Origin of the sequence: Streptomyces sp. CC53, from assembly GCF_001865245.1 — a bacterium.
Lineage (GTDB): Bacteria > Actinomycetota > Actinomycetes > Streptomycetales > Streptomycetaceae > Streptomyces.
This window is the reverse complement of the sequence record NZ_MKXB01000142.1, coordinates 1-20,176: the sequence shown is the minus strand read 5'-3', so window position 1 is coordinate 20,176 and position 20,176 is coordinate 1. Positions and strand designations below refer to the sequence as shown.

At 73.8% G+C, this 20,176-nt stretch carries 15 protein-coding genes and 2 pseudogenes; 9 read left to right on the top strand and 8 right to left on the bottom strand.

Going from position 1 to position 20,176, the window contains the following annotated elements; genetic code table 11:
- Positions 1–139: 139 nt before the first annotated feature.
- Positions 140–1,948 (top strand): C40 family peptidase, encoded by a 1,809-nt coding sequence (locus BJP40_RS36305; RefSeq protein ID WP_071280655.1) that lies wholly within the window; start codon positions 140–142, stop codon positions 1,946–1,948.
- A gap of 36 nt (positions 1,949–1,984) precedes the next feature.
- Here BJP40_RS36305 and BJP40_RS14030 read toward each other — a convergent pair whose 3' ends face one another.
- The gene (locus BJP40_RS14030) at positions 1,985–2,338 is read right to left on the bottom strand and encodes a hypothetical protein (RefSeq protein ID WP_071280654.1); all 354 of its coding nucleotides are present in this window, start codon (positions 2,336–2,338) and stop codon (positions 1,985–1,987) included.
- A gap of 447 nt (positions 2,339–2,785) precedes the next feature.
- Between BJP40_RS14030 and BJP40_RS14025 the strand changes: the two genes are divergently transcribed.
- Positions 2,786–3,913, top strand: a complete 1,128-nt coding sequence (locus BJP40_RS14025) for an NlpC/P60 family protein (RefSeq protein WP_071280668.1) — start codon at positions 2,786–2,788, stop codon at positions 3,911–3,913.
- 170 nt (positions 3,914–4,083) lie between these two features.
- Here the strand turns inward: BJP40_RS14025 and BJP40_RS14020 are convergent, their stop codons facing one another.
- Together BJP40_RS14020 and BJP40_RS14015 are read right to left on the bottom strand one after the other, a co-directional pair.
- On the bottom strand, positions 4,084–4,785 hold the full coding sequence (locus BJP40_RS14020) for a response regulator transcription factor (protein WP_071280653.1): 702 nt from the start codon (positions 4,783–4,785) through the stop codon (positions 4,084–4,086).
- 80 nt (positions 4,786–4,865) lie between these two features.
- Positions 4,866–6,167: pseudogene (locus BJP40_RS14015) on the bottom strand (PspC domain-containing protein); the annotation flags it as partial.
- Positions 6,168–6,320: 153 nt separating this feature from the next.
- Here BJP40_RS14015 and BJP40_RS14010 point away from each other — a divergent pair.
- Both BJP40_RS14010 and BJP40_RS14005 read left to right on the top strand, forming a co-directional pair.
- Positions 6,321–7,655 (top strand): PspC domain-containing protein, encoded by a 1,335-nt coding sequence (locus BJP40_RS14010; protein WP_071280652.1) that lies wholly within the window; start codon positions 6,321–6,323, stop codon positions 7,653–7,655.
- A complete protein-coding gene (locus BJP40_RS14005; protein ID WP_071280651.1) occupies positions 7,642–7,914 on the top strand; it encodes a hypothetical protein in 273 nt (90 codons plus the stop codon). Before BJP40_RS14010 ends, BJP40_RS14005 begins: the two co-directional genes overlap by 14 nt.
- Here BJP40_RS14005 and BJP40_RS14000 read toward each other — a convergent pair.
- Positions 7,812–8,372 (bottom strand): DoxX family protein, encoded by a 561-nt coding sequence (locus tag BJP40_RS14000; protein WP_071280650.1) that lies wholly within the window; start codon positions 8,370–8,372, stop codon positions 7,812–7,814. The genes BJP40_RS14005 and BJP40_RS14000 overlap by 103 nt on opposite strands.
- Before the next feature lie 131 nt (positions 8,373–8,503).
- Entirely contained in the window at positions 8,504–10,099 is a 1,596-nt protein-coding gene (gene guaA, locus BJP40_RS13995) for a glutamine-hydrolyzing GMP synthase (protein WP_071268154.1), read from the bottom strand.
- Between the two features lie 332 nt (positions 10,100–10,431).
- On the opposite strand from guaA, the gene BJP40_RS13990 reads away from it, so the two are divergent.
- From BJP40_RS13990 to BJP40_RS13965, 5 genes are all read left to right on the top strand, one after another.
- Positions 10,432–10,818, top strand: a complete 387-nt coding sequence (locus BJP40_RS13990; protein WP_079169183.1) for a chorismate mutase — start codon at positions 10,432–10,434, stop codon at positions 10,816–10,818.
- Positions 10,819–11,768: 950 nt separating this feature from the next.
- The gene (locus BJP40_RS13985) at positions 11,769–12,398 is read left to right on the top strand and encodes a hypothetical protein (protein ID WP_143065947.1); all 630 of its coding nucleotides are present in this window, start codon (positions 11,769–11,771) and stop codon (positions 12,396–12,398) included.
- A 362-nt stretch (positions 12,399–12,760) separates the two neighbouring features.
- The gene (locus BJP40_RS33635; protein WP_143065946.1) at positions 12,761–13,012 is read left to right on the top strand and encodes a hypothetical protein; all 252 of its coding nucleotides are present in this window, start codon (positions 12,761–12,763) and stop codon (positions 13,010–13,012) included.
- The gene (locus BJP40_RS34285) at positions 12,991–14,004 is read left to right on the top strand and encodes a hypothetical protein (RefSeq protein WP_071280647.1); all 1,014 of its coding nucleotides are present in this window, start codon (positions 12,991–12,993) and stop codon (positions 14,002–14,004) included. Before BJP40_RS33635 ends, BJP40_RS34285 begins: the two co-directional genes overlap by 22 nt.
- Before the next feature lie 1,146 nt (positions 14,005–15,150).
- Complete coding sequence (locus BJP40_RS13965) at positions 15,151–16,194, top strand: LPXTG cell wall anchor domain-containing protein (protein WP_226962500.1); 1,044 nt, start codon at positions 15,151–15,153, stop codon at positions 16,192–16,194.
- Between the two features lie 183 nt (positions 16,195–16,377).
- Here the strand turns inward: BJP40_RS13965 and BJP40_RS13960 are convergent, their stop codons facing one another.
- The 3 genes and pseudogenes from BJP40_RS13960 to BJP40_RS34900 form a co-directional block, all read right to left on the bottom strand.
- The gene (locus tag BJP40_RS13960) at positions 16,378–18,150 is read right to left on the bottom strand and encodes a GMC family oxidoreductase N-terminal domain-containing protein (protein WP_071280644.1); all 1,773 of its coding nucleotides are present in this window, start codon (positions 18,148–18,150) and stop codon (positions 16,378–16,380) included.
- Between the two features lie 47 nt (positions 18,151–18,197).
- The gene (locus BJP40_RS13955; RefSeq protein ID WP_071280643.1) at positions 18,198–19,853 is read right to left on the bottom strand and encodes a succinic semialdehyde dehydrogenase; all 1,656 of its coding nucleotides are present in this window, start codon (positions 19,851–19,853) and stop codon (positions 18,198–18,200) included.
- Between the two features lie 102 nt (positions 19,854–19,955).
- Positions 19,956–20,176 (bottom strand): annotated as a pseudogene (locus tag BJP40_RS34900) (hypothetical protein); the annotation flags it as partial.

Genomic DNA, 20,176 nt, shown 5'->3' with positions numbered 1-20,176 from the left:
GGTTGGCTAGCGTGCTCGCCCAAGCGGCCCGTCCCCCTTTCGGCGATCCCCGCCGACCGCGCCGCTCCGCCGATTCCGGCCTGTCCTGCCTGCCCTTCCACCGGCCGGCGCGGCGGCCCACGGAAGGAGATGCCGACCCTTGGCGTCGCATCGCAAGCAGCGCAGCCCCAGCACCACCCGTGCGATCCGCTCGCACGCCCCCGCCGTCGGCTTCACCACGGCCGCCCTCGCCTCCATGACGCTGCTGTCCTCCCAGAACGCGTCGGCCGCCCCCGGCGACGACAGGCCGACGGTGGAGGAGGTCCAACGCAAGGTCGACGACCTGTACCGCCAGGCCGGCACCGCGACCCAGCGCCCCGGCAGGGCCAGGGAGACCGCCGACCGGCAGCGGGACACCGTCGGCGGCCTGCCCGGCGGGGCGGCCCGCGGCAGCGGGACCCCCGGCGCGACGCAGCCCGGTTCCGGGGCCCGCACGCCGGAGCCGTACGGGACGGCCCCTCTCGGCCGTACGGCGGCGCTGCTGTCCGTGCCGGACGTGCCGGACGCGCCGGCGGACCACGACCGGCGCCCGCTCGGGGGCACTCCCCCGCAGCGGCTCGGGGAACGGGGGCGGACGACTGCCCCGGAGCGCCGGGCGCAGCAGGCGGACGGGGACCGGCAGCAGGCGGACGCGCCACGCGTACGGGAGACGCCCGCGGTCTCGCAGGACGAGCTGCGGTCCGCGAAGCGGACCGTGCAGGCGAAGCTCACACGGGGCCGTGCGCTGCTGGACCGGCTGGCGGCCGAGGAGCGGCAGCGGCCGGCGGCGCAGGAGCGGCGGCGGGAGGCGGAGGGCCGCCACCGTGCGGAGGGGCGCGGGACGGCGGAGCACGCCGCACGGGCGGCGGAGGCGGCCCGCCAGTCCCTGAAGGCCGAGGCGTCCGATCCGGCGCAGTCGGCCCGGGCGCTTCCCCGGGCCCAGGAGGCGCGCCCGCCCTTCACGGCACCGGAGCCGGCGCCGATCATGGCCCACGACGCCCCGGCACTTCCCCACGTGCCCGAATGCCTGGAGCTCCCCCACACCACCGGGGCGCAGGCTCGCCCCCGGGCGGAGGAACCGGCGGCGCACCGCGCACAGGCTCCTGCCCTTGCCCAGGCGACGCAGCCACACCTCCGGGCCCAGCAGGCCCAGGCGTTCCCCTACACCCGGGAAACCCCGGCGCTCTCCCTGATGCACGACATCCGCACGCCCCTCCAGACCGGAGAGCAGACGACGCCCCAGGGCGCACCCGCGCCGCTCCAGGCCCAGGAGCCGTCTCCAGCCCACCAGGCGCAGGCACCGCTCACGGCCCAGGAGCCGCCCCCGGCCCAGGAGCCGCCCCCGGCTCAGGAGGCGGTCGCATTCCACACGGGCCCGGAGCCGGACCAGGTCCAGGAAGGGCACGCGCCCTGCTGGTCACCGGAACGCCTCCCGGTCTGCGAGCAGGTCTGGGGACCGCAGACGGCGACCGCGTGGGCCCCCCTTCCCCGGGAGGCGTCGCCGGTCACCGGGACGGGCGCCGCACCGGAGTCCGGCGGGGACGGCGGCGGCCGGGCGGCCGACGCCGACGCGGGCCACGCCGCCAAGGCGGACAAGGTCCTCGCCTTCGCCCGCGCCCAGATCGGCAAGCCCTGTGTGCGGGGTGCGACGGGTCCGAGCTCCTACGACTGTGCGGGACTGACGCAGGCCGCGTGGAGGGCCGCGGGAGTCGACCTGCCCCGCGGTGCGGGCGCACAGGCGGAGTCGGGCCGGCGGGTCTCCGCCGCCGAGCTGCTCCCCGGTGACCTGGTCTTCTTCTCCGAGGACGGCGGCCGCGTCGGCGTGTACGCGGGCGGCGGAATGGTGATCCACGCGCTGGCGCCCGGTGCCGCGGTCCGCGAGGAGCCCCTGTCCGCCCTGCCCCTCCACGGGGCGGTCCGCCCGGCGTGACCGGCCGCGGGCCTCACCGCCGTCCCGCCCTGCGCGTCACGTCCAGAGCGTGGCGAGGAAGATGTTGACGACGGTGAGGCCGCCGACCGCGGCGAAGACGCCCTTCTCCACGTGCTCGTCGTCGCGCTTCACGTACACGAGGCCGAGGATCACGACCAGGACGGCCAGCTTGACGCCGATCTTGATGTGGTTGAGGTCGGCGCCCTGGGCCTCCCTGAGCCCCACCAGGGCGACGCCGGTCACCAGCATGGTCAGCGCGCCGTGCAGCATGGCCGGGACCATGCGGGCCGTTCCCGCGCCCAGGGCCTTCATCTGGGTCAGGAAGCCACCCAGGAGGGCGCCGATCCCGATGATGTGCAGGGCGACGAAGACATTGATGAGGACGTCCATGGTGGGAGCCTAGTCCCGGCCATATCACCTGCGACCACCGAGGTCGGCCTCTTTCGCGGCAACGGTCGCGGGTGGCACGGAAGATGCGATTCAGCACTGTCCCGTCCGGTCGTGGACGGTGAACGAGCACTCAACTGCGGCCAATAGCGGTCACTTCCCTGCCCTCCCCGAAACCCCGGCCTAGCGTCCTTCCCCAGGTGGCCGGACCTCCCCACCAGCCGGCCACCGCACACCTCCCCCTCCGCACGCCCCATGCCCCTGCACCACAAGCGCCGCACCACAAGCGCCGCACCCGGCCACGCCGTGGCCGGTCCACCAGCGCCGCAACGATTCCCCCACCGCCCCCACCGCCACCGCTCCCCCACCCGTCCGGGCCCGCCCCGCGACGCCGACCCCACGCCCCGTCCCGCACCCCACCCGTACGCAGCGAAGGAAGTGACCGCCCTCGTGGCAGCGCACCGGAAGCCCAAGCAGCCCCCGCTGAGCGGACAGGCCGGTCGCACGGCCGCCACGCTCGCGCTCGCCGGGGCGGCCACCGCCACCGTCTTCGAGGGCTCGGGCCACGCCGAACCGCAGCTCACCGCCGCGCAGGTCAAGGCAAAGGTCGACCGCCTCCACCACGAGGCGGAGATCGCCACCGAGAAGTACAACGGCGCCAAGGAGAAGGCCGACCAGGCCCGCGTCCGGCTGGACGCGCTGCGCGACGAGGCCGCGCGGCGCACCGAGCGCCTCAACTCCGCCCGTGACTCCCTAGGCGCGGCGGCCGCCGCCCAGTACCGGTCCGGGGGCCTGAGTCCCGCGCTGCGGATGGCCCTGTCCGCCGACCCCGAGCGCTATCTGCGCGGCGCCGCCCTCGCCGAGGCCGCCGGGGCGCGGCAGGCCGCCGCCGTCGCGTCACTGCGCGGCCAGCTCGTCGACCTGGACCGGCTGCGGCAGGAGGCCGCCAACCGGACCCGGGACCTGAAGGCCCGGCAGGACGAGCTGAACCGCCACAAGGCGACCGTGCGGCAGCGGCTGGACGCCGCCGAGAAGTTGCTCGCCCGGCTCACCACCGCCGAACGGGCCGCGTACGAAGCCGGTCCGCACGCGCACGGCGGGGACCCGGGCCGCCCGGGTGCGGAGCCCCGTACGGACCGCTCCGGCCGGGCCGCCCTCTCCCCCGCGGCCGGGCCGTCCCCGACGGCAGGCACCGGGCCCGTCCGGGCACCCCGGACACCGGCCCCCACGGCACGCTCCGCCAAGGCCGTCGCCTTCGCCTACGGGGCCATCGGCAAGCCGTACCAGTGGGGCGCCACGGGCCCGTCCTCGTACGACTGCTCGGGGCTCACCCAGGCCGCGTGGCGGGCCGCCGGGGTGGCGCTGCCGCGCACCACGTACAGCCAGATCAACGCCGGGCAGCGGGTGGCCCGCTCCCAGCTCTCCCCCGGCGACCTGGTCTTCTTCTACTCGGGGCTGAGCCACGTCGGGATCTACATCGGTGACGGCAAGATGATCCACGCACCCCGCACCGGCTCCACGGTCCGGATCGCGTCGATCGACGAGATGCCGTGGGCGGGCGCGGCCCGCGTCGGCTGAGCGCGCCTCCCCCGGCACGGCCACCCATGCGCGCAGGAGGCGCCGTGAACGCGATCGCCGAGGCGGCGGACGGCGGCACGGCCACCCGCGCGCGGAGGAGGCAGCAGCCGTAGAAGCGGGCGTTGCCGTCGGTGTTCGCCGGACACCCGCGCGCGGAGGAGGCAGCGGGCTCAGACGAGCCGGCGGGCCGTCGCCCAGCGCGTCAGCTCGTGCCGGTTCGACAGCTGGAGCTTGCGCAGCACCGCCGACACGTGCGACTCGACCGTCTTCACCGAGATGAAGAGCTGCTTCGCGATCTCCTTGTACGCGTAGCCGCGCGCGATCAGTCGCAGCACCTCGCGCTCCCGCTGCGTGAGCCGGTCCAGGTCCTCGTCGACCGGCGGCGCGTCCGTCGACGCGAACGCGTCGAGCACGAAGCCGGCCAGCCGCGGCGAGAACACCGCGTCGCCCTCCTGCACGCGGAAGACGGAGTCCACCAGGTCCGCGCCGGTGATCGTCTTGGTGACGTAGCCGCGGGCGCCGCCGCGGATCACCCCGATGACGTCCTCGGCCGCGTCCGACACGGACAGCGCGAGGAACCGCACCGGCCGCTCCGGCGCCGCCATCAGCGAGGCGCACCGCCGCAGCACCTCCACGCCGCCGCCGCCCGGCAGGTGCACGTCGAGCAGCACCACCTCGGGGCGGGTCGCGGTGATCACGGTGACGGCCTGGTCGACGTCGGCGGCCTCCCCGACGACCTCGACCCCGGTCTCCTCCGTGCGCCCGATCTCGGCCTGCACGCCGGTGCGGAACATCCTGTGGTCGTCGACGAGCACCACGCGCACGTGCCGCTCCGCCCCCTGCTGCTGCCCGCTCGTGCCCTCGGTGTTCATGCGCCCGTCTCCTCCGACTCCGACTCCCGCGCCGGTCCCGGCGCGGTCCGCGGCGCCGTGCCGGGCTCGGCCTCCGACACCGCCCGCTGCATCTCCAGCTCCACTTCCGTGCCCTCCCCCGGCACCGACCTCACCCGCGCCGTGCCGCCGTTGCGCTGCATCCGGCCGATGATCGATTCTCGTACACCCATGCGGTCGGCGGGGACGGCGCCGAGGTCGAAGCCCGGGCCCCGGTCCCGTACGGACACGAAGACGGTGAGGCCCTCCACCTCGGCGTACACCTGCACGGCCCCGCCGCCGAGGCCCCCGCCGCCGGACGCCTCCCCGCCACCGTACTTGGCGGCGTTCACCATCGCCTCACGCGCGGCCTGCATCTGCGCGGCCAGCTTCTCGTCGAGGGGGCAGTCACCGACGACCACGACCTCCAGCGGCACCCCGTGCTTGTCCTCCACCTCCGCGGCCGCCTTGCGCACCGCGTCGGCGAGGGTGGCGGGCTCGTCGTCCTCGTCCTTGCCGGTGCCCTCCGGCCGGTACAGCCAGGTGCGCAGTTCCCGCTCCTGCGCGCGGGCGAGGCGGCGGACCTCCGCGGGGTCGTCGGCGCGGCGCTGGATGAGGGTGAGGGTGTGCAGCACCGAGTCGTGGACGTGCGCGGCGACTTCGGCGCGCTCCTGGGCGCGGATGCGCATGGTCCGCTCCTCGGTCAGGTCCTGCGACATGCGGACCAGCCAGGGCCCGGCGAGCAGGGCGATCCCGGCGAGCACGGCGAGGGCGGCGGTGAGCGCGGTGCCGAGCTGGGCGGCGGAGCCGCGCACCACGAGGAACACGGTCAGCCCGAGACCCACGAGGGCGACCCCGGCGAGACCGCGGGCGAGCTGGAACAGCTGCTTGCGGCGGCCCGCGTCGGTCCAGCGGGCCCGGCGGGCGTTGTCGGCCTGCCGCCAGACGAGGACGACGCCGACCCCGATGAGCAGTGCCGGCCACACGTACCGGTTGGCGTCGCCCCCGAGGTCGAGGCTGCGGATGAAGACGGACATGCCGACCAGCAACGCGACGAGCGCGACGACCTGCCCGGTGTCGGGCTTGCGGAGCCTGCGGCGCCCGTCCGGGGTGGTCTCGAACAGGCTGCGCGGCTCCGCGGAGCGCCCGCCGACGCCGAGGGGCACAGCGATCCAGAGGGCTGCGTACAGCAGGACGGCCAGCGGGCCGTCGGCGAGGAACAGTCCGAGGAACGTCAGCCGCACCCACACGACGGGCAGCCCGAGGTGCCCGGCGAGGCCACGGGCGACACCGCCGAGCATCCGCCCGTCGGCGCTGCGGTACAGCTTGCGCGGCGGCGGGGCGTCGGCGGCGGGGGCGGACGGGCGCGGGACGGCGGCTGGCATGCCTCGATGGTCACATGCCCCCGGCTGCGGAACATCAGGGTCGGCCCTGACCCCCACCCTGACCCGGCGGCCGCGCGCGGGGAGCGGAATATCAGGGACCGGCCAGGGTCCGGGCGGCTGCCGTCCCGGCGCGGCGGCCGTCACCATGGTCGTATGACATCCGCGACGCCGCCGCCCGCCGCCCAGCCGGGGGCGCCAGGGCCCGACGGGGCACCCGACCGGCCGGCGCCGCACCCCCCGCTGCGCCGCACGCGGCAGAAGGTGATGGCGGGGGTGTGCGGCGGCCTCGGCCGCCACTTCGACCTGGACCCGGTGGTCTTCCGGGTCGCGACCGGTGTGCTCGCGGTCGCGGGCGGCCTCGGCCTGATCTTCTACGGCTTCGCGTGGCTGCTGCTGCCCGCCGAGTGCGAGGAGGAGACCGAGGCGCGGCGGCTGCTGTCCGGCCGGGTCGGCGGTTCGTCGCTGACGGCCGTCCTGATGGCGCTGGTCGGCTGCGGCCTGTTCCTCACCATGCTGGGCGCCAACCGCGACGCGGTCGGCTTCGCGATCCTGCTGGTCTTCGCGGTGAGCGGCGCGGCGGTCTGGTCGCAGCGCCGGTCGACCGCGGCGGCGGGGCCCGGTCACGAGCCGGCGCCCGCCGCGCCCGGGCACACCGCGGTCGTGGAGGCGCCGCCGGAGGCGAAGGCGCCGCCCCCGCCGGGCGCGCCCTCCTGGTGGCGGGACCCGATCGTGAAGGACGGGTCCACGGGCCCGGTGCCCGTGGGCTACCTGTGGGGCCCGCCGGACGCGCCGGCGGCGGAGCGGGAGCAGCCGGCGTGGGGCGCGGGGGTGGCGGCCCCCGCGCCGCAGCCCGCGAAGGAGCGTGCGCCCCGGTCGATCGGCGGTCTGGTGTTCCTGCTGGCGCTGCTGGCCGGCGGCGTCGGCACGGCCGCGTCGTGGGCCGACCGGCCGTTCGGGGAGGCCCTGCAGATCGGTCTGGCCGCGGCCCTCGCGGTGTTCGGGCTGGGCCTGGTGCTCAGTTCGTTCCTGGGCCGTACGGGCTTCGGCACGGTCTTCATGACGGTGGTGACGGCGCTGCTGCTCGCGGGCGCGGCGGTCGTCCCGCGGGAGATCGACACCCGCTGGGGGCACACGGACATCGCGCCGGCGTCGGCGCCGGAGCTGCGGTCGCACTACGACCTGGGCAACGGCGAGGCGACCCTGGACCTGCGGGACCTGCCCGTGGCGGCGGGCACCACCACCGGTGTCTCCGCCGAGCTGGGCATGGGCCGCCTGCACGTGGTGGTCCCCCGGGACGTGACGGTGACGCTGCACGCCGAGGTGGGGATGGGCGCGGTGCTGCTGCCGGGGGGTCAGGAGTACGCCGGCCCCGACCAGAACGTGACCCGTACGCTGCCGCCGCCGGAGGGTGTCACTCCGGGCGGCATCCTGGATCTGACGGCGGAGACGGTCGTCGGTGTGGTGGAGGTGACCCGTGCTGCTTCATGAGTTCCGGCCGGGCCGGCTGCTGGCGGGCGCCACGGCGCTCGCGGTGGCGGCCCTGTACGCGGCCGACGCCGACGGCGCCCTGGACCTGCCCTGGTACGCGGTGTTCCCGCTGCTGTCCGGCGGCCTGACCCTGGCGGCGGTCGCTGCGGGGATCGCCTACCGGCTGCGCCTGCGGACCCTCCGCCGCTCCGCCAGCAGCGCGTCGGCGGACAGCACGGGCGCCCCGGCGAGCACGAGCGGCAGCCAGGCCATCAGGTAGGCGAGGTCGTTGCCGTAGTAGTACGGGTCGGTCTGCCAGCTGACGGTGAGCCACAGGCTCAGCGAGAGGAACGCGCCGCCGGCCGCGGCGACCCGTGCGAGGAGCCCGGCGAGGGTGCCGAGCCCCACGGCGACCTCCCCGAAGGCGATGGCGTAGCCGAACCCCTCCGGGTTTTTCAGCGCCAGGTCGACCAGCCACGGCACGGCGGAGGTGTCCCGCACGGCCGCCATCAGCTCCCCCACGGAGCCGGGACCCGAGGCGGCCAGGAACCGCGGGTCCGTGAGCTTGTCGATCCCGGCGTAGACGAAGGTCACGCCGAGGAACACCCGCAGCGGCAGCAGCGCGTACCGCGTCGCGGTCTCCCGCCAGCCGCCGTGCGGCCCCTCCCCCCGTGCGGCGGTGGTCCCGCCGGACCCGTCCCCCGGTACGGCCGCGGTCCCGTCACGCTTGTCCGTCATCGTCGCCCCTCGCTTCGCCCTCGCTGAACCTCACAGGACATACGTAAGCGGACGCTCCCGCGTTCAACAACGGCGGAGCCGCCGCCCGCTGCTGCGGACGGCGGCTCCGAGGATGCCCGGTGGAGGCGGGCTCACTCCCACTCGATGGTGCCCGGCGGCTTGCTGGTCACGTCGAGGACGACGCGGTTGACGTCCTTCACCTCGTTGGTGATCCGCGTCGAGATCCGCGCGAGGACGTCGTACGGCATCCGCGTCCAGTCGGCGGTCATGGCGTCCTCGGAGGACACGGGCCGCAGGACGATGGGGTGGCCATAGGTCCGGCCGTCACCCTGCACGCCCACGGAGCGCACGTCGGCGAGCAGGACGACGGGGCACTGCCAGATGTCCCGGTCCAGTCCGGCCGCGGTCAGCTCCTCCCGGGCGATGGCGTCGGCCTCCCGCAGCAGGTCGAGGCGGTCCCGGGTGACCTCGCCGACGATGCGGATGCCGAGGCCGGGGCCGGGGAAGGGCTGGCGCTGGACGATCTCCTCGGGCAGGCCGAGCTCCTGCCCGACCATCCGCACCTCGTCCTTGAACAGCTTGCGCAGCGGCTCGACGAGCTGGAACTCCAGGTCCTCGGGGAGACCGCCCACGTTGTGGTGGGACTTGATGTTGGCGGTGCCGGTGCCGCCGCCGGACTCGACGACGTCCGGGTACAGGGTGCCCTGCACCAGGAACTCCACGGGCTCGTCGCCCGGGGCCTCGGCGATGATCTCGGCCTGGGCCTGCTCGAAGACGCGGATGAACTCACGGCCGATGATCTTCCGCTTCTCCTCGGGGTCGGTGACCCCGGCGAGCGCGTTCAAGAAGCGCTCCTGCGCGTCGACGACCTTCAGCTGCACGCCGGTCGCGGCGACGAAGTCCTTCTCGACCTGCTCCGTCTCGCCCTTGCGCATCAGGCCGTGGTCGACGTACACGCAGGTCAGCCGGTCGCCGATGGCGCGCTGAACGAGCGCGGCGGCGACGGCGGAGTCCACGCCGCCGGACAGCCCGCAGATGGCGCGGCTGGTGCCGACCTGCTCGCGGATCAGGGAGACCTGCTCCTCGATCACGTTGCCGGTGGTCCAGGAGGGCTCGATGCCGGCGCCGCGGTAGAGGAAGTGCTCCAGGATCTGCTGGCCGTGCGTGGAGTGCATCACCTCGGGGTGGTACTGCACGCCGTACAGCTTCTTCTCGTCGTTCTCGAACGCGGCGACGGGCACGACGTCGGTGGAGGCGGTGACGGTGAAGCCCTCGGGCGCGGCCGAGCAGGCGTCGCCGTGCGACATCCACACCGACTGCTCGTCGGGCGTCCCCTCGAACAGCGTGGAGCCGCTCCTCGTCACGTGCAGGGGGGTCCGGCCGTACTCGCGGGCGCCGGTGTTGTCGACGGTGCCGCCGAGGACGGTGGCCATGAGCTGGAAGCCGTAGCACATGCCGAAGACCGGCACGCCGGCCTCGAACAGCGCGCGGTCGAGCTGCGGCGCCCCCTCCTCGTACACGGAGGAGGGACCACCGGACAGGATGATCGCCTTCGGGTTCCTGGCGAGCATCTCGGCGACCGGCGTGGTGGACGGGACGATCTCGCTGTAGACCCGGGCCTCACGGACGCGTCGGGCGATGAGCTGGGCGTACTGTGCGCCGAAGTCGACAACGAGGACGACGTCCGGGGTGCTGTCGGGGGCGGCGGCGGGGGACGCTGGTGACACTTCGGCGGCCTTCCGGCGGTGGGAGAGGGTCGGTATTGGCCAATTCTACCGGCGCACGGAGGAACGAATTCGTCTCACCATCCGAACGTACGGGGCGGCCGACTGGCGGTACCGGGAGAAGGCAGCCCATACTGTCGGCCATGCACACGCACTCGACCTTCGTCTTTACCTATGGCACCGGCTGGTCCGGCTGCCACGGTCGTGCTGCGTAGCAACTAGCTGACAGCGACTTCGACAGGCGCCCCGGGCCGGACAGGCCCGGGGCGCTCGTCGTTTCCGCACCGGGCTCACCGTCCTCGACCGGGGCTCACACGGACAGGAGCCCACCCGCCATGACGACCGCCACCAGGACCCCCGCGACCTCACCTGCTCCCGGGGCCGCGCCCGCGCCCGCTTCCGACGGCGTGGCCGCCCCTGCGGCTGAGGCCGCGCCCGCGAAGACGCCCGCCGAGCGGACCGGCGCGCACACGACCGAGGCGGTGGAGGCGATCACCGACGCCCGCGACCGCATCGACGCCCTCGACGCCCACATCATCGGCCTGATCCAGGAGCGGATGGCGGTGTCGGCGGTCATCCAGGACGCCCGCATCGCGTCGGGGGGCCGCCGCGTGAACCTGGCGCGCGAGATGGAGGTCCTGGCCCACTACCGGCGGGCCCTGGGCAAGCCGGGCACGTCCCTCGCGATGACGGTGCTGGAGCTGTGCCGGGGGCGCGTCTGACGCGTCACCGCGCACGGGGTGCCCGGGGCGCGCACCCGACGGAGGGGAGCGGGGGCGGTCGATGGCCCTGGGGCCGGGCGATGCGGGGCGGACCTGGCGGGCGGCCCGGCAAGGGACCATGCCCGGTGCCACGGCCGCGCGCCTCCCCTCACGGAGACCCCGGCGCGCCCGCCTCCGCCCCGAGACCGGCGGCACCCACCCGTACGCCGGCCCGACCGCGCCCACCTCCGCCGGGCGGCGGGCCACACTCACCCGTACGGAGCGTGACCCGCTTCACACTCGTTTCGTTGGACGGGGTGTCCGCGCCAGCCAGGGGCGGGCCGGAGAAACCACGCGTGGCTCCGCCGGATCGTGTGGCGCATCGGCAGATGCGCCGTGGGACCGCGTTCCGGCGTGCGTGACCGGACGGCAGGGGACAGCAGCCCGGTCACCCGAAGAGCGGCCGGTTCCGGGGACGCCCGGAACCGGCCGCATCAAGGCCTTCCGTCCCAGCGGCGCCGTCTTCCCCCTCCCACCGGTGCGCCGCGCCCGGCCCGGCGCATCCCCGATGCCGGCGCCGACAGCGGGGCCCTGCGTCCGCCTCCGACCGCGGCGAGCGCGGGTCCCCCGGCGTCCGGCCCTCCGGGGGACCCGGCACCCGGCGTCGGGCCCCAGACCCGGCACCCGGCACTTGACCCGGAACAGCGACTTCCGTAGGCGACTTCCCGCCATATCCGCAGCCCTCAGCACCGGGCAGCTCCTCCCTCGCCACCGCCCCGGACTCCCTACAGGAACGGGCCGCGCCCCGCAGACAGGGCAGCACGGGCCGATGCTTCCGCCCGTCCCGCGATGGCGCTATCGCGTCCCTGCAGCCGCAAAGGACTTGGGCTCGCGATCGTCGGCCAGCAGAGTGGCACTCCGGTGAGCGCCGCCGACCACGGCACTCGCCTTCTCACCACACCGACGACCACATGGGGGAACTTGTGGCCACTTCTGTGCGCCCCGGGCTGCGGATCATCAGGTCCGTGTCCGCGGTGACGCTCGCCGCCGGAATAGCCTTCACCACGGGCGGCACCGCTCTCGCCGCGGACCCGCTTCCGGCCGCCGCCGAGGGTACGGACACGACGGAGGTCATCGACATCGCCGAGGCGGACCTGCCTCTGCCGACCGGGGACGCCGCACTCGCCGAGCAGGACCTGACCGAGGAAGCCACCGCCTCCGCGGCGGCGGGCCTCGTCAGCGCGGCGGCCAAGCGCCTGCCGTACCTCTGCAAGGCCTCGGTGGACTACCCGCACAACTCGCACACCACCCGCAGCACCATCAACGTGCACTTCGACACCAAGTGCGGCCAGGTCGCCCCCAACCTTTCCACGGAGGGCACGCTGTCGCGCTCCCGCTGGTACGGCTGGGAGCACCTGAGCACCGGCAAGGGCGGCAAGAAGAACACCCGCAACCTGCGCGTGGTCGCCCCGAAGGGCTGCAAGAAGGGCACGTGGTACCGCTACAAGGGCCAGGCCCGCTTCTACGTGTCCGGTCCCCAGGGCAGGGGTTCGGCGCACGTGTACAACCAGAACGACAAAGAGATCAAGTGCACCGGCTGACAGTCCGGGCGACACGGGGGGCGGCGGCACTGGGGGCCGCCGCCCTGCTCGCGTCCTGCACGGGCGGTGCCCCGTCGACACCGGCGCCTTCCGAAGGCCGGCGGACGACGCCGGCCTCGCCGGCACCTGAGAAGCCCGCGAGGCCCGCGTCCCCGGCGCCGTCCGCGGATCCCGCAACGCCGTCCGCGCACCTGACCGGCGACACCGCGGCCCTCCCCCTGGTCGCCGGCGCGTGGGGCGACGGGGAGGGGAAGACGCCACCGGAGCGCCTCACCTGGCCGCCCACCGCACGGGCGGCAGACGGAAGCGCCCCGGTGAGGGTCACGGTGAAGGCGCCCTCCCCTCCTTCGTACGCCTCCTTCATGCTGCACAGCAGGATCGACGCGTCCGGCATCCCGGACGAGGACACGCGGCGCCAGAGAGTCCTGGCCTGCGGCACCGGGATCGCTGATCCTGGCTGCCGGATCACCGACAACAACGACGGTTCGTACACGGTCGAGGTCCCGGGCAGTCCCCCGGAGGGCCATCCGTACCGCGTCCTGTACGTGCAGTGGGCACCGGACCGTCCCGGCGCTGAGGAGACCTGGGCCTCATGGCAGCTCCCCACTGGCTAGGCGAACCGCCCCACGACCCCGCGGACCTGGCGGCCTGGGCGCTGTCCCGGATCGCGGCGACGGCGGCGGAGGACGCCCGCGTGCAGGCGTCGGTCGAGCTCACGTACGCGCCGCGCGACGCGGAGCCCGACCTGGGCGGCCGCTACGGCCCGCGCCCGGTGTCGGAACGCCCCGAACCACGTCCGGCTGAGGCGCGGACCATCCGCCTCACCGGCGTCTCCACCCGCACGCTGCGGGAGGAGGACAGCGACGAGCCGTGGGCGGCACTGCTCGACCCGGCACGCCTGGTGCGGGGCATCGGCGAGGTGCTGTCCGCACGGCGCACGGAGGACGGCACGGTCGAACTGACGCTGGCCCCGCACCCCCTGTTCGCCTCCCCCGAGGACCCGTGGCTTCCCCCGGGCGCCGGCACCCTCACCGTACGGGTCGACCCGGCGACCGGCTTCCTCACGGCGGCCGAGCTCACGGACGCGCACGGCACGCTGGCGACGGCCCGCCTCACCGGCCTGCACGCCGAGGCCGCACCCTCCTCACCCGACGCCGCACGGGCCCTGGCCCGCATGGCGAGGACCCTGCTGGAACCGGCACGGCTCAGGGCCGAGGTCCGCGTGGACGCGGAGACGCACGAGGACCTGACGTTCACGCCGGTACCGTCGGAGCGTTCATGGACCGTCACGTGCGCGGCGGGGACCCTCACACTGTCGGGCGACTACGAGCCGGACCAGACCAGCCCGGCGGCGGCCCGCCTCGCCGAACTCCTCACCCCGGCCCGCATCGTCTCCCACCTGGCACACGTCACGCCCTCGTCCCCGTACTCCTTCACGGCCACGGTCCGCCCGCTGCGCACCTTCCCGTTCAGCGCGTGGGCCCCGGACGACGCCCTGACGTGCCACTTCACGGTGGACGAGGCGACCGGGGTCCTCCTCGCCGCAAAGGCCACCGAGGGCGACCGCGCCCTGTTCCACCACGTGGTCACCCTGCTGCCCACGTAGTTCCGGGCAGCGGCGACTCGCCCCGGCGCCTGGGGCGCGCCCCGTCCTACAGGCAGGAACCCCGGCCACCACGCCGGCACGTTCCCGGGACAGCGCGGATCCGGATACGAATCGAGCACACCCAGCCACGAGACGAGGAACCACACGAACAGCAGGTTGGCCACCGCCCCGAGCACCACGGCCACCCCTCGACTTACCCGGCCCCACCCTGCGAGCGGCAGGGCCCAGAGCACCGCCGACAGGACCCACACGAAGGGTGACAGGACGAGCAGCACCGCCGAGTTGGCAGAGGAACTCACACCGATGTCACAGCTCTCCCAGATTCTCCCGATCGCCACCACGGCGGCGAGCGCAGTCACCACACCCAGACTGGCCCCGACCCAGGCCCCCGTTCTCCAGGTTCGACGCCTCCCGCCCACATCCATCTGACCCGTACTCAAGTCTGCACACACGCGAACGGCCATACCTCTCAACTTGACCTGTCTGCATGTAAGTTACCCGGCCATCTGCTCTACGGTCTGGTCCCGGGACAGTGGGACAGGCCGTTCTCCGCGCTGCGAGATGCAGGGGTCGCGAAAGCACAAACGGCTGCCGCCTATGAGGCTCCAGGCCGATGCGCCCGCCGTCGAGGCATCGGGTACCACCGGACTCGCCGGACCTTGGGCCAACCTCCCGGCCACCTTGAGCCGTGACTCTTCGCGGGCCTGTCGTGGTTCGGCGGCCACTCCGCCCCCTTGCGCATGTCGCACGCGACCCGAAGCCGAAGGCGCCCCGACATCCGGGGGCGCCCAAGGGACTACGAGAGGCAGCCCTATGCCTCCTCGCCCCTCAGGGCACGAAGAGCCACAGAAGCTGCTACGACAACCTGCCGCCACGCTTCGGACCGCAGCAGGTCCACGTCGCTGGAGAACGGTGGGGCAGGGATTGAACCGCACATGATCACCGGCCGTTAACGCGCATGTACGCCACGCATGCAGACGAGTGACACAGGTCACATAAGGAAGTTGTCAGGGATCGTGCAACCAATCCCTCACGTCGCAGGTCACCTATGCGAAACCCACGGCCACGCCCGGACCAGAGCCGAGCGCGGCCCCATAGGACTTTCGTGCCACACCCGGTGGCACGCCCGGACCACGAGGTCTTGACTTGAAGCTCCGTCGTGCCATGGCCGTCGCCGCGGCGACCGCCGTCATCACGCCTGCCGCGTTCCTGATGTCCCCGGCCGCTTACGCGACCGAAGGCCCGTCCGCCAGCCCCGAGGCCAGCGTCGAGGCGACCCCGGGCGCCGAGTCCGGCGACGCGGAGAACGACACCCCGGAGAACGACAGCCAGAGCGGCTCCCCGGAGGCCACGGCCTCCGAGGGGACCGAGGAGGAGCAGAAGTCCTCCGAGGAGGAGAAGGCCGAGGAAGAGCAGCCCGCAACCACGCCGGAGGAAGAGAAGGACGGCGAGGAGAAGAAGGACGAGGGTGAGCCGTCGGAGGACGAGCAGAAGGAGGAGGAGGGCGCCGAGGGCGAGGAGGACGTCTGCATAGACGCCGTCGACAACGAGGATGTCGACGCTGAGCTCCAGGGCCTGCCGTCCAAGGTCGTCGCCGGCTCCGGCTGGAAGGAGTTCACCTTCCGCGTCGTCAACAACTCCGACAAGGTCCTCAACGAGGTCGAGGCGTACCTCTACACCGAGGCCGTCGATGGCGAGAAGTTCGACGACATGTCGAAGTTCATCACCGTCCAGGCGAACGTGGGTGACGGCTGGAAGACCATCACCGACGAGTGGGGCTACTTCGGTACCGCCCTGGACCTGAAGGCCGGTGAGTACGCCGAGGCCCCGATGCGTCTGATGGTGAGCGACAAGGCTCCGGCCGGCTACGGCGTCGCCTTTGCCTCCGGCGTCAACATCACCGACAACGGGATCTGCGAGTTCGGCGAGGAGACTGCCTACGAGTTCGAGATCCTCGCCGCCGACGCCAAGCCGGGCAAGGTCGACGACGCCACGGGCAAGCCGGGCAAGAGCGACAACAAGCCGGCCCCGCAGGGCAACCTGTCCGAGCTGCCCGTCACCGGCAGCCTCGCCGAGACCGGTTCCTCCTCGATGCTGCCGACCATCGGTATCGCCGGTGGTGTCGCCATCGTCGCCGGTGCCGGTGTCGTGTTCGCGCTGAAGCGCCGCAACAGCGGTGCCACTGCGTGACGGTCGCCGCTATAGCGGTACCACCGCGTAACGGTCGCGGCTGAGAAGCCAGGGAGGCGCTGCACTCGGAGGGGGGTGCAGCGCCTCTCTCATGCCCGCGGCCTGACCGGGGGCGGGTCCGCGGACAGCTCCGCGGTCAGGCCCGCGTCAGGCCCGTGATCGGTTCCGTGAGCGGGTCCGCGGTCAGGTCCTCGGCGGGACCTTCGGGACCGGGAGCAACGGCAGCTTCAGGGCCGCGAAGGCGTCCTGCGGGACCGTGGGGTTCTTCGGCTGGACGGGGGCGACCCGGGCGTACGCCTCGCCCTGGGCGGGGCGGGGGTCGGGCTCGCCCTTGTTGGGCCACAGGGACATCGCGCGTTCGGCCTGGGCGGTGATCGTCAGGGACGGGTTGACGCCCAGGTTCGCGGAGACCGCCGCGCCGTCGACGACCGAGATGCCCGGGTGGCCGTACAGGCGGTGGTACGGGTCGATGACGCCGTCGTCCGGTGTCGCGCCGATGACGCAGCCCCCCAGGAAGTGGGCGGGCAGCGGGGGGCCCATCAGTTCGCCGACGTTCGAGCCCGCGAAGCCGTTGATCTCCTGTGCGATCGCGGTGGCCGCCTCCGTCGCCGCCTTGATCTGCTTCGGGTTGGGGGCGCCGTGGCCCTGGCGGGCCGTGAGGAGGCCCTTGCCGAGGCCCTTCTCCTTGCGGTACGTGGTGAGGGAGTTGTCCAGCGACTGCATGACGAGGCCGATGATCGTGCGCTCCGACCAGCGGTGGTTGGACAGCGAGCGCAGGGCCTGGACGGGGTGGCGGGCCGCGTTCGCCAGCCAGGCGCCCACCCGGTTCCGGGCGTACGGGACCTGGAGGACGGAGAGGGCGCCCATCGCGTTGGAGCCCTTGCCGTAGCGGACCGGCTCGATGTGGGTGTTGCCGTCGGGGTGGATCGACGAGGTGATGGCCACGCCCCGGGTGAAGTCGGGTTTCCCGCCGTGGCGTTTCGCGTAGCGGCGGTCCGTGGTCTGGGAGCCGACGAGGGCCTCGCTGTTGGTGCGGGTGAGTTCGCCCAGGCGCCGGGAGATGCGGGGCAGGTGGCCTTCGTCCTTCATGCGGTGCAGGAGGGTCTGGGTGCCGTACGTGCCGGCCGCGACGACGACGTGGCGGCAGCGGAGGGTGCGGGTCCTGCCGTTCCTGCGGCGCTGCGTGGGCACCACGGTGACGGCGTACGCGTCGTCGTCCTGCTGGGTGATCCGGGTGACGGTCGTCATGGGGTGGATCACGGCCCCGGCCTTCTCCGCCAGGTACAGGTAGTTCTCCGTCAGGGTGTTCTTCGCGCCGTGGCGGCAGCCCGTCATGCACTCGCCGCACTCGGTGCAGGCGCGCCGCACCGGCCCGGCGCCGCCGAAGTACGGGTCGGGGGACCCGCCGCCGGGCGCGGTCTTCGGCGCCGTACCGTCCGCGTCCCTGCCGTCGCCGAAGAAGACGCCGACCGGGGCGTGGTGGAAGGTGTCCTCCACGCCCAGGGTGCGCGCCGCGGCCTTCAGGTGGACGTCGGAGGGGGTCGTGGTGGGGTTGAGGCGGACGCCGAGCATGCGCCTGGCCTGGTCGTAGTACGGGGCCAGCTCCTCCTGCCAGTCGGTGATGTGCGCCCACTGGCGGTCCTGGAAGAAGGCGGCGGGCGGCACGTAGAGGGTGTTGGCGTAGTTGAGGGAGCCGCCGCCCACGCCCGCGCCGGCCAGCACCATCACGTTGCCGAGGAGGTGGACGCGCTGCAGGCCGTAGAGGCCGAGGGCGGGCGCCCACAGGTAGTTCCTGATGTCCCAGGAGTTCTTGGGGAGGGTGTCCCGGGTGAAGCGGCGGCCCGCTTCGAGGACGCCCACCCGGTAGCCCTTCTCGGTGAGGCGGAGGGCCGACACGGAGCCGCCGAAGCCCGAGCCGATCACCAGGACGTCGTAGTCGTGCGGGGCTTCGCGCATGGTTCTCCCTCAGGCGGTCGGCGGCGGTGGTGGTGGTCGGTGGGGCGTCAGCGCAGGCGGAGGGCCTTCATGACCTTCAGGCTGCGGCTCATGAACGCCGCGTACGCCTCGTCGTCCATGCCGAAGGACGGGGCGAGCGGCATCAGGCGCTGCTGGGCGACGGTCTGGGCCTCGGTGTACTTGAGGATGCCCTCGGAGCCGTGGCGGCGGCCGAGGCCGGAGTCCTTCATGCCGCCCATGGGCGCCTGGACGCTGCCGTACGCCGACGCGTACCCCTCGTTGATGTTGACGGTGCCCGCGCGCAGCCGGGCGGCGACGGCGTGGCCGCGGCGGCTGTCCTTCGTCCACACGCTGGCGTTCAACCCGTACGGGGTGGCGTTGGCCTGGGCGATCACCGCGTCCTCGTCGGTGAAGCGGTAGACGGAGACGACGGGGCCGAAGGTCTCCTCGGCGCAGACGGCCATCGGCTCCTGCACGTTCTCCAGGATGGTCGGCTCGTAGAAGAGGGGGCCGACGTCGGGGCGGGCGACGCCGCCCGCCAGCACCGTGGCGCCCTTGGCCACGGCCTCCTCGACGTGCCGGGTGACGGTCTCCAGCTGGCGTTCGCCGACGAGGGACCCCATGTCGGCGCCGTACGCGAGGGCGGTGCCCAGGTGCATGGCCTTCGTGCGGGCCGTGAAGCGGGCGAGGAAGTCGTCGGCCACCGACGCGTGCACGTAGAGGCGCTCGATGGAGATGCACAGCTGGCCGGCGGAGGAGAAGCAGGCGCGGACGGCGCCCGCCGCGGCCTTCTCGACGTCGGCGTCGCGCAGCACCAGCATGGCGTTCTTGCCGCCGAGTTCGAGGGAGACGCCGACGAGCCGGGCCGCCGCCCCCTGCGCGACCTGGCGGCCGGTGCGGGTGGAACCGGTGAAGGAGACGTAGTCCGCGTGCTTCACCACCTCGGGGCCCACCACGGGACCCTCGCCGAGCACCACCTGGAAGGCGTCCTGCGGCAGGCCGGCCTCGACGAGGAGGTCGCGGGCCCACAGGGCGGTGAGGGCGGTCTCGGTGTCCGGCTTCATGACGAGGGCGTTGCCGGCGACGAGCGCGGGCAGCGCGTCGCCGACGGACAGCTCCAGCGGGTAGTTCCAGGGGGCGATCTGGCCCACCACGCCGCGGGGCTGGCGCAGTTCGGTCACCTTGGTGAGGGTCGGCACCGCGCCGGTGTGCCGCTTCGGCTTCAGGTAGGCGGAGGCGCGGACGCCGTAGTGGCGGGCCGCGATGGCGACGGCCTGCACCTCCTCGTGTGCGTGGAGGCGGGCCTTGCCGGTCTCCAGCTGGATGAGGTCGAGGACCTCGGCCTGCCGCTCAAGGAGCAGGTCGTGGAAGCGGAGGAAGACGGCGGCGCGGCGGCGGACCGGCGTCGCGGCCCAGGCCGGCTGGGCGGCTCGGGCCCGCCGGTACGCCTCGGTGACATCGTCCGGCGTCGACTCGGGCAGTTCGGCCAGCTGTTCGCCGGTGAAGGGGGTGTGGTTGGCGGTGCGGCCGGATCCGACGACCCCCCGGGTGAGCCGGGCGACCACGTCGGGCGTGACGACGTCCTGGGCGGTACGGACACCGGCGGGGACGGGGGCGACGGGGTTCGTACCGGTGGGCGCCGCGGCTGCGGGCGCCGCGCCTTCGGGGGCGGTTGCGGTGGCGGTGGCCTGCGTGTCCGTCATGGGGTGAGGGTATGCGGGCCCGGCCCCTTTGTGTACCCGTCGGTAACGTGTTTTCGCCGACCACACCCACCACGCCAGTGATCACTGGCAGATAAGCCCTGATCAGCGCGTTGTCAGGAGGAGCACGCCGATCGCGACGAGTGCGGCGGCGAGCAGTGCCGCCAGGAGTGAGGTGAGCAGCGGGGGGCGCGGGACGGGGCGGCGTGACGGGTCCGCCGGGGTGCGCGGACGCCGTGGCGGGCGTGCGCCGTACGGGCGGCGGCTGCGGGCGCCCGCGGCCTGGTGCGGGGACGCGGGGCTGGGGGCGGCGGGCCGGGGCGCCC

What these genes read in the sequence shown, in the direction of transcription:
- BJP40_RS14030 (WP_071280654.1), bottom strand. Translation starts at nt 2,338, where the DNA reads ATGGACGTCCTCATCAATGTCTTCGTCGCCCTGCACATCATCGGGATC.
- BJP40_RS14020 (WP_071280653.1), bottom strand. Translation starts at nt 4,785, where the DNA reads ATGAACACCGAGGGCACGAGCGGGCAGCAGCAGGGGGCGGAGCGGCAC.
- BJP40_RS14010 (WP_071280652.1), top strand. Translation starts at nt 6,321, where the DNA reads ATGACATCCGCGACGCCGCCGCCCGCCGCCCAGCCGGGGGCGCCAGGG.
- BJP40_RS14000 (WP_071280650.1), bottom strand. Translation starts at nt 8,372, where the DNA reads ATGACGGACAAGCGTGACGGGACCGCGGCCGTACCGGGGGACGGGTCC.
- BJP40_RS13990 (WP_079169183.1), top strand. Translation starts at nt 10,432, where the DNA reads ATGACGACCGCCACCAGGACCCCCGCGACCTCACCTGCTCCCGGGGCC.
- BJP40_RS13985 (WP_143065947.1), top strand. Translation starts at nt 11,769, where the DNA reads ATGGGGGAACTTGTGGCCACTTCTGTGCGCCCCGGGCTGCGGATCATC.
- BJP40_RS33635 (WP_143065946.1), top strand. Translation starts at nt 12,761, where the DNA reads ATGCTGCACAGCAGGATCGACGCGTCCGGCATCCCGGACGAGGACACG.
- BJP40_RS34285 (WP_071280647.1), top strand. Translation starts at nt 12,991, where the DNA reads ATGGCAGCTCCCCACTGGCTAGGCGAACCGCCCCACGACCCCGCGGAC.
- BJP40_RS13960 (WP_071280644.1), bottom strand. Translation starts at nt 18,150, where the DNA reads ATGCGCGAAGCCCCGCACGACTACGACGTCCTGGTGATCGGCTCGGGC.
- BJP40_RS13955 (WP_071280643.1), bottom strand. Translation starts at nt 19,853, where the DNA reads ATGACGGACACGCAGGCCACCGCCACCGCAACCGCCCCCGAAGGCGCG.